The organism is Pseudomonas sp. IC_126, from assembly GCF_004331835.1.
GTDB lineage: Bacteria > Pseudomonadota > Gammaproteobacteria > Pseudomonadales > Pseudomonadaceae > Stutzerimonas.
Genome location: NZ_SJSS01000001.1, coordinates 63,851 through 76,212, shown reverse-complemented (window position 1 = coordinate 76,212; position 12,362 = coordinate 63,851). Strand labels below are relative to the sequence as shown.

Annotated in this window: 11 protein-coding genes; 4 read left to right on the top strand and 7 right to left on the bottom strand. The window is 61.9% G+C overall.

Going from position 1 to position 12,362, the window contains the following annotated elements:
- Window positions 1–4 precede the first annotated feature (4 nt).
- From E0D86_RS00315 to E0D86_RS00305, 3 genes are all read left to right on the top strand, one after another.
- The gene (locus E0D86_RS00315) at window positions 5–796 is read left to right on the top strand and encodes an SDR family NAD(P)-dependent oxidoreductase (RefSeq protein WP_177493014.1); all 792 of its coding nucleotides are present in this window, start codon (window positions 5–7) and stop codon (window positions 794–796) included.
- A 73-nt stretch (window positions 797–869) separates the two neighbouring features.
- Window positions 870–2,600 carry an FAD-dependent oxidoreductase gene (locus E0D86_RS00310; RefSeq protein ID WP_218567999.1) on the top strand — a complete coding sequence of 577 codons (1,731 nt, stop codon included), beginning with the start codon at window positions 870–872 and terminating at the stop codon, window positions 2,598–2,600.
- A gap of 75 nt (window positions 2,601–2,675) precedes the next feature.
- On the top strand, window positions 2,676–4,004 hold the full coding sequence (locus E0D86_RS00305; protein WP_102832411.1) for an MFS transporter: 1,329 nt from the start codon (window positions 2,676–2,678) through the stop codon (window positions 4,002–4,004).
- 168 nt (window positions 4,005–4,172) lie between these two features.
- Here the strand turns inward: E0D86_RS00305 and E0D86_RS00300 are convergent, their stop codons facing one another.
- On the bottom strand, window positions 4,173–4,553 hold the full coding sequence (locus E0D86_RS00300; RefSeq protein ID WP_218567998.1) for a nuclear transport factor 2 family protein: 381 nt from the start codon (window positions 4,551–4,553) through the stop codon (window positions 4,173–4,175).
- Window positions 4,554–4,941: 388 nt separating this feature from the next.
- Between E0D86_RS00300 and E0D86_RS00295 the strand changes: the two genes are divergently transcribed.
- Window positions 4,942–5,874 carry an AraC family transcriptional regulator gene (locus E0D86_RS00295; RefSeq protein WP_131647951.1) on the top strand — a complete coding sequence of 311 codons (933 nt, stop codon included), beginning with the start codon at window positions 4,942–4,944 and terminating at the stop codon, window positions 5,872–5,874.
- Here E0D86_RS00295 and E0D86_RS00290 read toward each other — a convergent pair.
- The 6 genes from E0D86_RS00290 to E0D86_RS00265 all read right to left on the bottom strand — a co-directional run bounded on the left by E0D86_RS00290 (window position 5,871) and on the right by E0D86_RS00265 (window position 12,250).
- Window positions 5,871–7,121: an MFS transporter gene (locus tag E0D86_RS00290; RefSeq protein ID WP_131647949.1), complete on the bottom strand. Its 1,251-nt coding sequence runs from the start codon at window positions 7,119–7,121 to the stop codon at window positions 5,871–5,873. The two genes, E0D86_RS00295 and E0D86_RS00290, sit on opposite strands and share 4 nt — an antisense overlap.
- Window positions 7,122–7,205: 84 nt before the next feature.
- Entirely contained in the window at window positions 7,206–8,030 is an 825-nt protein-coding gene (locus E0D86_RS00285; RefSeq protein ID WP_131647947.1) for an SDR family oxidoreductase, read from the bottom strand.
- A 58-nt stretch (window positions 8,031–8,088) separates the two neighbouring features.
- Window positions 8,089–9,468, bottom strand: a complete 1,380-nt coding sequence (locus E0D86_RS00280; RefSeq protein ID WP_131647945.1) for a phosphotransferase family protein — start codon at window positions 9,466–9,468, stop codon at window positions 8,089–8,091.
- Window positions 9,469–9,491: 23 nt separating this feature from the next.
- On the bottom strand, window positions 9,492–9,938 hold the full coding sequence (locus tag E0D86_RS00275; protein ID WP_021208018.1) for a nuclear transport factor 2 family protein: 447 nt from the start codon (window positions 9,936–9,938) through the stop codon (window positions 9,492–9,494).
- Between the two features lie 52 nt (window positions 9,939–9,990).
- Complete coding sequence (locus E0D86_RS00270) at window positions 9,991–10,791, bottom strand: SDR family NAD(P)-dependent oxidoreductase (protein WP_131647943.1); 801 nt, start codon at window positions 10,789–10,791, stop codon at window positions 9,991–9,993.
- A gap of 109 nt (window positions 10,792–10,900) precedes the next feature.
- The gene (locus tag E0D86_RS00265; RefSeq protein WP_131647941.1) at window positions 10,901–12,250 is read right to left on the bottom strand and encodes a DUF1329 domain-containing protein; all 1,350 of its coding nucleotides are present in this window, start codon (window positions 12,248–12,250) and stop codon (window positions 10,901–10,903) included.
- Window positions 12,251–12,362 lie beyond the last annotated feature (112 nt).

Here is a 12,362-nt window from a genome sequence, read left to right as displayed (position 1 = left end):
ACGGATGCAACGTCTGGCAGGCAAAGTGGCAATCGTAACCGGCGGCGGCGGTGGTATCGGCTCGGCGACCGCGTTGCGCCTGGCGCGTGAAGGCGCGAAAGTCGTGTGCGCCGATATCAATCTGGAAACGGCGCAACGCGCCGCCGATGCGCTGGAGGGCAACGGCTTGGCGCTGCGGTTCGATGCCGCCGATGCCGACAGCATCGAGGCGATGGTGACCCAGACGGTCGAGCACTTCGGTCGGCTGGACATTCTGCACAACAACACCGCGATCACCGACCCGCAGACTCACGGCCAGGACCTCAGTCTGCTGGAAATACCCATGGAGGTATGGCGCAAAACCCTGGACGTGAACCTGACCGGCTACATGCTGACCTGCCGGTTCGCCATTCCCCACATGATCGAAGCGGGGGGCGGGTCGATCATCAACACCGCCTCCGGCTCCGGCACCAAGGGCGACCTCGTGCGAATCGCTTACGGCACCAGCAAGGCTGCGATCATCAATATGACGCGCCACATCGCGACGCAATACGGTCGCCAAGGCGTGCGCTGCAACGCCATCGCACCGGGGGTGATCGTCACGCCTGCGATGGAGGCGACGGCTCCGCAAATTCTTGCCTTTGCGAGCAAATACGTTCTGACCAAGCGCCTCGGCACGCCTGAAGACATAGCGGCGCTGACTGCCTTTCTCGCGTCCGACGAGTCCGGCTACATCACTGGCGAATGCATCGAGATCAACGGCGGCAAGAACAGCTGCCAGCCACATTTCGCCGAGCTGTATGAACAGACCCGGTAGACATCGGACTGAACCGACATACGGGGCAGCACCCTCATCTCGATCAGTTTCAGAAACAACGGAACCTACAAGAATGAATGACAATCCGGTGGTTGAAAAAGACGTAGTCGTCGTCGGCTCTGGCGGCAGCGGCATGACGGCCGCGATCGTCGCCGCAACCCAGGGCCTCGACGTACTGCTGGTAGAAAAGACCGGGCTGTTCGGCGGCACCACCGCGCTTTCTGGCGGCGGCATCTGGGTGCCGTGCAATACCCAGGCGGCCGAGGCCGGTTTGAAAGATGATCCAGAGCAAGCCTTCGCTTACGTTCAGGAAGTGGTGGGGCCGACACTGCGTACCGATCTGCTGCGGGCTTTTCTTGATGCCGCGCCGCGCATGGTCGATTACCTGCACGCGCGTACCTCGGTACGTTTCGCCGTGCAGCGCGGTTTTGCCGACTGGCATCCGCAGGCCAAGGGCTTTTCCGCCGATGGCCGTTTGCTTTGCCCGGTGGAATATGACGGTCGTGAGCTGGGCGAATACTTCGACCAATTACGGCCCCCGCTGACTGAATTCAACGCGCCGGGCGGCATGATGTTCGGCATTGGCGACATGCCGCACATCGCCAAGGTCACCAAGTCGTTCACCTCGTTCAAACACATCGCCAAGTTGGCGGTGCGCTTTGGCGTGGATCGGCTGAGCTATTCGCGCGGTACGCGGCTGACCATGGGCAATGCCATGGCCGCCCGGCTGCTGCGCTCGGCGATCGATGCCGGGGCGGAGCTGTGGAAAGACACACCCATGCGCAGCCTGATCCACGAGCATGGGGCGATCAAAGGCGTGGTTGTCGAGCGCGACGGCAAGCTGATGGAAATTCGCACACGCCGTGGCGTCGTGCTGGCCACCGGCGGTTTTTCCGCCAATCCGGACATGCGCAAACAGTACATTCCGTTTGCCGAACACCATGTGTCGCTGGTGCCGGAGGGCAATACCGGCGACGGTTTGCAGCAAGCCCGCGACGCTGGCGGCCGCTTCGATGGCGAAAACCTGAGCAATGCCGGCTGGGTGGTGGTCTCGCTGCTGAGGAAGCCCGACGGCGGAATACGCAAATTTCCGCACCTTTATATGGATCGCGGCAAGCCAGGCTGCATTGCGGTCAACCGGGACGGTAGGCGTTTCGGTAACGAGGCGGCGACCAACCTGGTGGAGCCCATGCACCGCACCGGCTCTGTGCCGGCGCACCTTGTATGCGACCACCCGTTCATCAAGAAATACGGCCTGGGCCTGGTGCGCCCGGGCGGCTTTGGGCTGAAAGGGCTGATCGCCGCCGGCTATATCCTCACCGAGCCGACCCTCGATGCGCTTGCCGCGCGTATCGGTGTCAATCCCGGCAACCTCGCCGACACCGTCGCGCGCTTCAACCAGCAAGCCGCCCGGGGTGTGGATGATGACTTCGGGCGTGGACGGGACAAGGCCGATATGCCTCTGGGCGATCCCAACCACACCCCCAATCCCTGCCTCGGGCCGATTCAGCAAGGGCCGTTCTATGCCGTGCAGATATTTCCCGGCGATTCCACCACCACGGTCGGCCTGCGCATAGACGGCAAGGCGCGCGTGCTGGACGGGAACGACCAGCCGATTCCCGGTCTGCACGCGGTGGGTCTGGACATGAACTCGCTATGGCGGGGCCGCGCGCCGGGCAACGGCGCGAACAATACGCTCAGCCTGACCTTTGGCTATCTCGCCGGGCTGGCCCTGGCTCAGGACGATGTCCCGCAACCGGCTATCGAGCCTGCCGCGCAGATAGGCGCTGAGCAGCTGAATTGACGCTGTGACATGACCCGCCGGGCGCTTGAAAGCCCGGCTGAGGGTATCGCCATAACAACAACAAGAGGAAGCCACATGGCCGTTTCCGCCGCTAAGCCCCACACCTCTCTGGCTATCGACTGGACAGAGTTCCGCCAGGGATGGCGGGTGCTGCTTCTGGCGCTGCTGGGTATCGCCACTTCGGTCGCCGTCGCGCCCATCTATGCGTTCGGCACGCTGGTGCTGCCGTTACAGGAGGCCTTTGGTTGGTCGCGAGGCGAAATCCAGACGGCGGCGGCCTTTCAGTACGGCAGTTCCATCATCGCCTTTCAGGTTGCCGGCTGGCTGAACAAACGCTACGGGCCGCGTCGCGTGACCCTTTGCTCGCTGATCGCGCTGCCGCTCGCCTACTTCGCCATGGCCCTCAACACCGGCCACTTGTGGCAATTGAATCTGGGCTTTGGTCTGCTGGCGTTTGCCGGGGTGGGCACGCTACACGTGACCTGGACGCAGCTGACCTGCCTCTGGTTCGACAAGAACCGCGGCCTGGCGCTGGCGATCATCCTGTGTGGCACGGGCCTGGCCGCCCTGGTGCTGCCCTCGTTGCTGAGCTGGGCAATCATCCGCTGGGATTGGCGCGCCTGGTTCTGGGGCTTGGCGCTGTTGCCATTGCTGGTGACCTTGCCGCTTTCGTTGCGCTGGTTGAGCACCCGAGGGGCCGTGGAACAGGCGACACAACGATCATCTCTCCCTGCGCAGCCGGACGTCGGACTGACGGGCTTCTCGCTTCGCCAGGCGTTGCACTCGCGGCGCTTCTGGGTCATCAACTGCGCGTTGTTCCTCGCGATCATGGGCATGATGGGCATGATCATCAACGCTGTGCCGATGATGCAGGACAGCGGCCTTTCAGCAACCGAGGCGGCCAAGGTGTTCGGTGCGTTCGGCGTGTCGCTGATTTTCGGACGGCTGTTCATCGGCTATCTGATCGACCGGGTGTGGGCGCCTGGGGTGGCCTTTTTCGTCTTGCTGCTTCCCGGCGTCGGCTGCCTTTTGTTCAGCACGGTTGGCGCACATGTTCCCCTGTTGGTGCTCGCCTGTGTCTTCGCCGGGCTGGGCGCCGGCGCCGAAATGGATATTGCGTCGTATCTGATCGCGCGCTATTTCGGGCTGCGCGACTACAGCCGGGTTTTCGCCTTTCAGATGAGCTTTGGTGCGATCGGCAGCACCATGGCTCCGGCGTTCTTCGGCGCGCTGTTCGAGGCAACCGGCTCCTACCACGCGATGCTGATGTTCTGCATGGTCAGTTTTGGTATCGGTGCGCTGCTGCTTTTGACGTTGGGGCGTTACCCCACCCTTCCCACGGCTCCTGGGGAAGTGGCGACAGCCACCGTTACGGATGGGGCGATAACCGAGCCGGCAACTTGAAGCGATGACTGGGGACGGGCGCGCTATCGGTACTGGCGTTCGCGCAGTGGGCAAGGGGCTGTTGCCTGCTCGCCGCAACACCGCATGCCACCAAACGCCGCCAGACGGGGCGGTCTGCCTGGCCAGGCAGACCGCCTTCGTTCGATTTACAGTTTTGAAAATGGCCGGCTATGCAAGGCGCGCCTCGGTGGAGGCCTTGGTATCCATGTATTCGCGGCCTTCGACGATCAGGCCGTCGCGGATCACCAGCAGGTTGTGGTAACTGTTGCGATAGACGCGGTCGGAAAACACCATCTCGCCCTGCGCTTCATAGGCGACGCGATCGCCTTCAGCGGTCAATCCGGTGATTACCACCGAGCGCTTATCGGCACTTAGCAGGCCGCTGCGTACCGCGGTATTGAACGCTTCGCGGCTCATGTCGCCTCGGGTCAACGTCCACCATTTGACATCCGGATGCTGCAACGCCTCGAAGGTATCCATGTCGCCGTCGATAACGGCCTGTACATATCGACGCACCAGCGCCTTGTTGTCCTCGATCGTGTTACTCACGGTTCTCTCCGTTGTCTGTTGTCCGCAAAATCGGGTCGGGCAGGCTTTTCAGCCGTTGCGGTATGGAAAACTAGGCCGAGCCTGCACCCTTGTCCATCGGTCAGCTTTGACTGCGGGACAAACGAGAATCCGATATTGAGCTGGGTAAAACATCCGCCGTCTGAGAAGCTGACCAGCAGGTGCCGCCACGACTAGCGCGGCTGGCGCAGCGAGTGGCTAGCGCCCTTGACCATGAAAATTTCAAATCCGGCTCCGAACGCTATCAATCGCCAAGCTTGATCTGAAAGTACACTCGGAGACGGTCCTCATTTCGTAAACCTGCATCTGGCATGTCTGTCAGCGACAGGAAAGCTCAGCATCAACAATAAGAACGGCTGAAGGAAGCGACATGAATGTCATCGAATATCGGGAATACGAGTCCCCCCATGCGGGCAATTTTTTCACCGAAGCTGGCCTGTCCAACAAGGGTTTCGAGGTCCGCGTCGAGCATGCACATTGGTCCAGCTCGGGAGCCGCGCTGATTCACCTGACTGATCACTGTCTGATCAGGCTGCTGCTGGCCGAAGCCCTCGAAAACGCGCCGTTGTCAAATCGTGGCACCCTGTCGGGCAACCGGGGAAGCTGCCAGCCGCTCGGCCAGACGATCTTCATCCCGCCGGGAAGCGACTTTCACTTCAAGCATCGGGCTTGTCAGCAAAAAGCGGTGATCTGCCTGTTCGACCCCGCTGCCATCGCGCCGCTCGCGGCTTACCGCTGGGACTGGGAATACTGCATCACGGACGCCATGTTGAACCTCAAAAGCAGCTATCTGCAGGCCTCGCTGCGCAGGCTTGGCGAAGAGGTTGCATCACCCGGGTTTGCCAGCGAGCTTCATATCGAATGCCTGATGACCGGAATCGCGCTGGAACTGCGCAAGGAATTTCTGGGTAAACAGCGCGATGACGACGAACCCGGCAAGCTGAGTCGCCGGCAGCTGCAGCACTTGAGGGAAGCCCTGGACGCCGATGCAAACGATATTTCGCTGCGCAAGCTGGCCGATCTGTGTGCCTTACCGGAAAGGAAACTGTCGGTTTATTTCAAGAACACCACCGGCAAGACCCTGCGCCAGTACTCGGCCGAAGCACGGGTCAACCGGGCGATGAGGCTGCTCGGCGACCCTTCCCTGTTGATCAAGCAGATTGCCTACATGACCGGGTTCCAGAGCGCCGCCGCCTTTTCCGCGGCATTTCGAAAAGCGGTCGGCTGGACGCCCGAGGAGTTCCGTCGACAGCGCTCACCAGACCAACGCGAGGCCTGGCCTGATGAGCAGGAAGTCAGCTAGACCGGTGCAGGCGCAGCCTCGCGCTCGAACACCGGATAGCCGCCTAATCCAAGCAGCAACAATGGCCCCACGGTAAAGCAGATGCAGCAGAAGGCCAGCAGGCCGGTATAGCTGCCACTCGCGCCATACAGGGCGCCGAACAGCAACGGCGCGGCAGCGGCCCCGGCAGTGATCAGGCCCAGATGCACGCCGAACAGGCGGCCGTAGTCACGCATACCGAAATAGCGGGCGATCAGAAACGCGGCGATGTCGAATTCCGCACCTGCGCCAAGGCCGACCAGCAGGGTGGCTAGAACGAACAACCAGATGCTGGCATCGGCATAGAGAAACACCAGACAGGCCAAGGCGGGCATCAGCAAGGCCACAGCCGCAACGCCAGGTGCCCACAATCGATCAATCAGGTAACCCACCACCAGGCGACCAAGGATCAGCGATATCCCGAAGGTGCTGAAGATCTGGCTGGCCTGCTCCGCCGCGATGCCCTTGTCCCGCAAAAGCGGGATGATATTGGTCACCATGCCAACCACGCAGGACACCACCAGCGTCATCGAAAGATTGCAGATCCAGAAGCGCCACGAACGCAGCGCATCACACAGCAGCATTCCCGGATGGCTTCGCTCGGCGCCGCTCTGCATCGAGTGTGACGCGTAGCCCTTAGCCACCGGCAACAACCAGCGCAGCGCCAGCGGCAACGCCAGTAGCACCGGCAACGCACCCAGCGCAATGAAACCCGCCCGCCAGTCCCAGCGCGAGATCGCCCAGGTCGTGATGAGCGGCAGCATGATCGCCGCCAGCCCGGAGCCGCTCAGGATGATCGCCAGGGCAAAGCCTCGGTTCTCCTCGAACCAGAGATTGACCAGATGCGACCAGGTCACCTGCAGGGTCCCCAAACCGGCCAGCGGAACCAGGAAAAACCCCAGATAGAGCATCCAGATCGATCCCGAGGCACGCGACAAGGCGAACATACTGAGTGCCAGCGTCACCAGGGAGATCAGCGTGACCAACCGCAAGCCGTAACGCAGGTTCAGCCAGCCGGCCAATTGCGCGGCAATGATGGTCCCCAGCGAAAGCGCGGTGATCGAAGCCTGGAGGTCGGCGCGCGGCCAGCCCATCGCCTCTTCGAGCGGAATCACCATCGAGCTGAAGCTGTACAGCAGCAGCGAACTCGAGCTGGTGGCTACCCCGACGATTGCAAGGATGAGAATCCGCCAGCCTCGTTTGAACTCCGTATTGTCGAAAGTTTTCATGTTTAGGACTCTGCCTGGTGTATGGAAAAACCCACTGCGTTTGCTGCCGCGCTCGGACTCGACCGGCCGCCCTCGCTCACGGTTTCAATCACCGATAAAGAGTGCAGACTCTGCGCTGATCCGCTGTACGTGTTCGCGCCGCGCCTGCCCCGAATGCGACCCGGTGGGGGACTCGGCCAGATCGTCGGGATGGATAATCGTCGGCCCGTTGGGCAACTCGCGTAGCGCGATCGCAGCGATGTCCTCGGCCTTGGCCAGTTGCATGGTCAGGGCGCCGGCGATTCCTTGCCTGACCATCGCGTCGCGCATGGTTGGCGTATCGACCGTGCCGATCAGCAGGTTCAACACATCGACGCCCTGCCCCTTCCATTCGGCCCAGAGCCCTTCGCCCAGCGTCATGGCGAAAGACTTGGTGGCCGCGTACATAGCCAGCTTGCGCACGCCACCCAGCGCAGCCTGGGAGCCAACCAGCAAGACCCCACCGGCGCCACGCGTAACCATTCGGCCACCGAACGCATGGCAGCAGCGCATGATCGTCCGGGTATTGAGGTGCAGCAATTTGCACCAGTCTTCAACCGGCGTGTCGAGAAAGCGGGTGATGTATGGATCGCCGCCGGCGTTATAGATCAGCAGCCCTACTTCCCGGTCCGCCACCGCTGCCACCAGCCGGTCGGCGGCATCGTCCAGCGTCAGGTCAAGTGTGACGACCAGCACCTCGACGCCATAGCGGTCGACAAGCTGGTTCTTCAGGTCGGTCAGGGCATCTTCGCGCCGGGCAACAAGCACGCAGTTCAGACCCTTTGCAGCCACCTGGTCGGCAAGCGCGGCACCAACACCGTGGGAAGCACCTGCGATGACGGCCCAAGGGCCATATTTTTTCGTGAAGGCGAGAGTGTTTTGCTCGGACATGGAACAACTTCCTTTCTAACTGAACGGGTGGCTTGGCTACGGCTGTGAATGGCCGGTTTCAGCGGGGCTCGATCGGTGGCAGATCGATATGGCTCGCCGAGCCACCAATCGCGGTGCCGCCGAACACCAGCACGCGCCGCTCGATCTGTTTCATGAACAGTTTCAACAAGGGCTCGTCATATTCCGGGCCGGCGCTGCGCACGAAGTCCTCCAATGCCGCGTCGATCTCGCTGTAATGGTCGAATGTGCGGCCGAGCAGCGCTTCGGCGTCCGCCTGTTCCAATTCCTGTAATCGCAACGTCATGGCGTCTCCCTTGACGAGATACTCGACCAGCTTGCTCACCGACTTGAGCTTGGATTGCTGAAACTCATCACTCACCTTCACCTGCGCGACGGCATCCTCGAGCATCATCAGCAATGCCGTGTTCGGCCCTTGCGTGGCGATGTCCAGTGCCGGGGTTTCCAGGAGAACACCCATCGCCTCGGCCAGCGCATGCACCACTACACGACGCAAGGCGATGTCGAACTCGGTGTAGGTATCGTGCGGGTCCCCCGGTTGCGGCGTCGCCACCGTGCAGGAAAACTGCATGGCACTCACGGTGGAAAACAGGGCGGTGTGGAAGCGCACCACGTCCGGCTCCGACCGCTCGCCCGTGACGTCCTGGTAGTAGCGATAAAGATCACTGAAGGTGTCGCCCAGCGGTTCATAGTTGTCGCGCATTCGCGCCGAGGCGAGGTCGGCCAGCGGGTCACCGATCATCGCGAACTCGAAATCATAGAGCGCGTTCAACTGTCCGTTCTCGAACAGGTACTGGCCCGAGTCGTATTGCACGAACCGCGCCTCGGTGCGGTGCATGGGTACGTTGCGGCGCAGCCAGCCGAGAGCGAATTCCACCAGCGGTTGCGGTCGGGTCTTGTTGCGTTCGTAGAGCGGGTAATACGCTTCCAACCCCGCCAGCGAGATGGCCTCGGCGCCCTGGGGCCGGTCGATGCCCTGCGCCACGAAGGGCTCGACGGGCAACTGGTGCATGGCGGCCATGGCCCGCACATACTGGCGAGCCAGATCGCGCCGTTCTTCGTCGCTGCGGGCAGCTGAAAGATCGCGCGTCCCGCGCACCAGCTCCATGACGATGGCCGGCGGGTCTTCGCAGAACCCGTGAATCCGCGGCACGGGAATGCCCTGCTGGCCAAGCAACATGAGTATCTCGGCTTCGCGGCGCAGGTCAGGAAAGGGGCTGACGTCGCCGCCGCGTTCGCCTCGCAGGTGCAGGCACAGCGCCTGGCCATCGATGTCAACTTCGAGATTCCACGCCGGACGCCAGCGAACCAGCCGCTGCATGTTCGTGATCCGCCCACCCGTGAGCTGCTCGACGAATGCCTTCAACTTGCTTTCGCTGGTTGCAGCGGCGCTTTCTTGTTCTTTTACTGCCGTATCCATTCCACACTCCTCAATAATGGGGCTCAGCGCTCAGCCGCTTGAAGGCTCGGCCCGCCGACGTCGGCGACCGATACACCGAGCTTCTTGGCCAGATCCGCGGTATCGAGATATTCGCGCCAGGCCTTGATCAGGCCCTGCTCGTCGAGTTCGTAGACGGCCACCATCGAATGCGGCATCGGTTTGCCGCTGGACACGGCATAGTCGTCGCGCTCGGTCATGACCACGTCATCCGAAGACACGATCTGGCGGATCGTGCATTTGTTGTGGGTGACGTAGCTCATCTGCCGTTCGATCTCGCGCCTGAGCGCCTCGCGCCCCCGAATGACGGGCCCGCCCGGCACCCACAGTTGCCAGACGGCGTCCTCGGCCATCATCGAAATGATCCTGTCGAGCTGCGGGCGCGATTCGGCCGTGCCGTCGCCCCAGGCGTCGAGGAATTCGCGGATAAACGTTTCTTGTCGTATGCCCATGTTTGCTTCCCAGGAAAGGTGATGACGTCTCCCGCCGGAGGACGGGTGATGCTCAGAGATAGGCGCGTACCACCGGCACCATCGGCGTGGTACAGCTCATGCCGCCATCGACTCGCATGAGCGCGCCGTTGACGTAGCTCGATTCGTCCGAGGCGAGGTAAACGGCCATCGCGCCGATGTCTTCGGGCAGGCCGAGGCGCGGCACGTTCTGGATATCCACAAAGCCCTGCACCATCTTGTCGTTGGCCCAGCCATCGAGGGCGGCGGTGCGAATCACGCCCGGCAGGATTGCGTTGCAGCGCACGCCGCGCTTACCGAAGGTTGCCGCCAGCGTTTGCACGTACCAGTTCACTGCGGCCTTCGAAGCGCCATAGCTGAACTGGGCAACTTCACCGGCAATCGAGCTGGTGGACGAGGTGAAGATGATCGAGCCCTGCCCCTGCTCGAGCATGTGCGGCAGCGCGTGTTTGCAGGCGAGCACGCCGCCCAAGACGTTGACGCGCATGTTGTCGTGGAACAGATCCTCGTTGAAATTGAGGAAGTCCACGTCTCTTGCGGTGTCGGGGTTCTTGTTCACGGCGTTGTTGAACAGCACGTCGAGACGGCCGAAGGTTGTCATCGCCGCCTCGACCATCTGGGCCAGATCCTCCTCGCGGCCCACATCGGCCTTCATCCCTATCGCCTTGCCCCCCGCCTGGTAGATGTCTTCGGCGACGCGCTCGGCCGCGTCGGCGTAGAGGTCGGTCACCACGACCTGAGCGCCCTGCTTCGCAAACATCTGAGCGCATGCGCGGCCGATGCCGCTGCCCGCGCCGGTGATCAGCGCCACTTTGTTTTCCAGTCGATTGCTCATCAACAACGCCCCTCTTCTTTATTCATCTAGGCCACCCGTAACTCCAGCGGCGGCAGCGATCGCCTGCCCCGCTTTCAGCGACGGCCACGGCGCTCGCCCCGCGCGGTGCTCAGCGCGTCTGGCCGCCGGCTATGGTTTGTGGTTTGGCTTCGCGCTCGGCGATCGGTTTGTCGCGATAGCGCGTCGGGCCGTTGCCGAACATGCCGTACTGGCTGCGGGTGAAGTCGTACAGCGAGTAGGCGTCCTGCTGAGGATTGTTGGGAATGCCGTAGGCCTGGATGTTGTATTGGGAGCCGGCCCGGAACATTTCGCCGCTGTCGTCCCAGGCGTCGTAAACCGCTGCGCCAAAGGTGTCCTCGTCGATGTAGTAGCGGCGTTTGCTCTGCGCGTGGCGAACGCCCTCCTTGCGGGTTGCCTCGACCACCCAGACGCGGTGCAGCTCCCAGCGCTCGCAGTCAGGATTGATGTGGTTGGGCATTAGTTTGGTATCCATGTCGCAGCCCCACTTCAACTTGTAATTGCTGTAGGGAATGAACATTTCCTTCTTGCCGACCAGCTTCCAGTCGAAGCGATCCATCTTTCCCGAGAACAGGAAAATCTCGTCATAGAACGCCACGCCGCCAAAGGCCGAGTTGGGCGTGTCGTAATTGAATTCGGGCGCCTGACGGACTCGGCGCTGGCCGGTGGTGTAGCTCCAGGCGTAGCGCGAACTTTTCACCGGATCGAGGTAATCCCAGTACCCCGATGCCTGCCCGGCGGTACGGGCTGGTGCAACGACGCGCGACCATATGCGCTGCGCCATCGCCGGGTCACGACCGTCCACGCCAATCTGGTAATACGGTTTTTCACCGGTGGATTGATTGGTGTTAGTCAGCGTGGCGTGGCCCTGGTTGACGACATAGGCGCTGTGGTTCCAATCCCAACCGTTGACCCCCTGATAGTTGAGGATGTAGTTCCACATCACCTGCTCACCGCTTTCGGGCAGCGGAAAAGGCAAGCCACCCCGACAGTCTTCGGTGATCGAAAGGCCATCGTTGATGGTTTTGCATTCCGGGCTCTTCGCATTGCGCTCGGTGGCCGCCAGAAATGCCTCCGGGAATGCCGCGGTGCGGTGCGTCGGGTAGACGTCCATGTAATAGGTGTCGGGATACTGCTTGAGCAACTTCATCTGCCCCGATGAAAGCTGCTCGGCATATTCATCGGCGTTGGCTGCCGTTACCCGAAGCCGGGGCGTCTCGCCCTCGAACGGATTCGGCCATTGACCATCGCCGGGCTTCAGGCCTGCCGGTACTTTCAGACCACCGTCATAGGGCGGGATTGTGCCCGCTTCGTTGCCTGCGGCTATCGCACCGAATCGGGTCAGCTCATTGCCAAGATCAGCGGGCGTATAAGGCGCTGCGAATGCTGACGCTGCGCTCATGACGGCCAGCAACCCGGTCACAGATCGGTTGAAGAACATGTATACCTCCAGTCATCGTTGTTTTTTTCATCGCCTGGAAAGCGCGCCTGCCCGTCGAGCAAAGTCTCGGCAATACCGGAAAAGCGCGCAGATTCGCGGCGGGCCTGCATGC

Excerpts from the sequence above, each read along its gene's own strand:
- E0D86_RS00315 (WP_177493014.1), top strand. The coding sequence starts at position 5 with ATGCAACGTCTGGCAGGCAAAGTGGCAATCGTAACCGGCGGCGGCGGT.
- E0D86_RS00310 (WP_218567999.1), top strand. The coding sequence starts at position 870 with ATGAATGACAATCCGGTGGTTGAAAAAGACGTAGTCGTCGTCGGCTCT.
- E0D86_RS00305 (WP_102832411.1), top strand. The coding sequence starts at position 2,676 with ATGGCCGTTTCCGCCGCTAAGCCCCACACCTCTCTGGCTATCGACTGG.
- E0D86_RS00295 (WP_131647951.1), top strand. The coding sequence starts at position 4,942 with ATGAATGTCATCGAATATCGGGAATACGAGTCCCCCCATGCGGGCAAT.
- E0D86_RS00290 (WP_131647949.1), bottom strand. The coding sequence starts at position 7,121 with ATGAAAACTTTCGACAATACGGAGTTCAAACGAGGCTGGCGGATTCTC.
- E0D86_RS00285 (WP_131647947.1), bottom strand. The coding sequence starts at position 8,030 with ATGTCCGAGCAAAACACTCTCGCCTTCACGAAAAAATATGGCCCTTGG.
- E0D86_RS00280 (WP_131647945.1), bottom strand. The coding sequence starts at position 9,468 with ATGGATACGGCAGTAAAAGAACAAGAAAGCGCCGCTGCAACCAGCGAA.
- E0D86_RS00275 (WP_021208018.1), bottom strand. The coding sequence starts at position 9,938 with ATGGGCATACGACAAGAAACGTTTATCCGCGAATTCCTCGACGCCTGG.
- E0D86_RS00270 (WP_131647943.1), bottom strand. The coding sequence starts at position 10,791 with ATGAGCAATCGACTGGAAAACAAAGTGGCGCTGATCACCGGCGCGGGC.
- E0D86_RS00265 (WP_131647941.1), bottom strand. The coding sequence starts at position 12,250 with ATGTTCTTCAACCGATCTGTGACCGGGTTGCTGGCCGTCATGAGCGCA.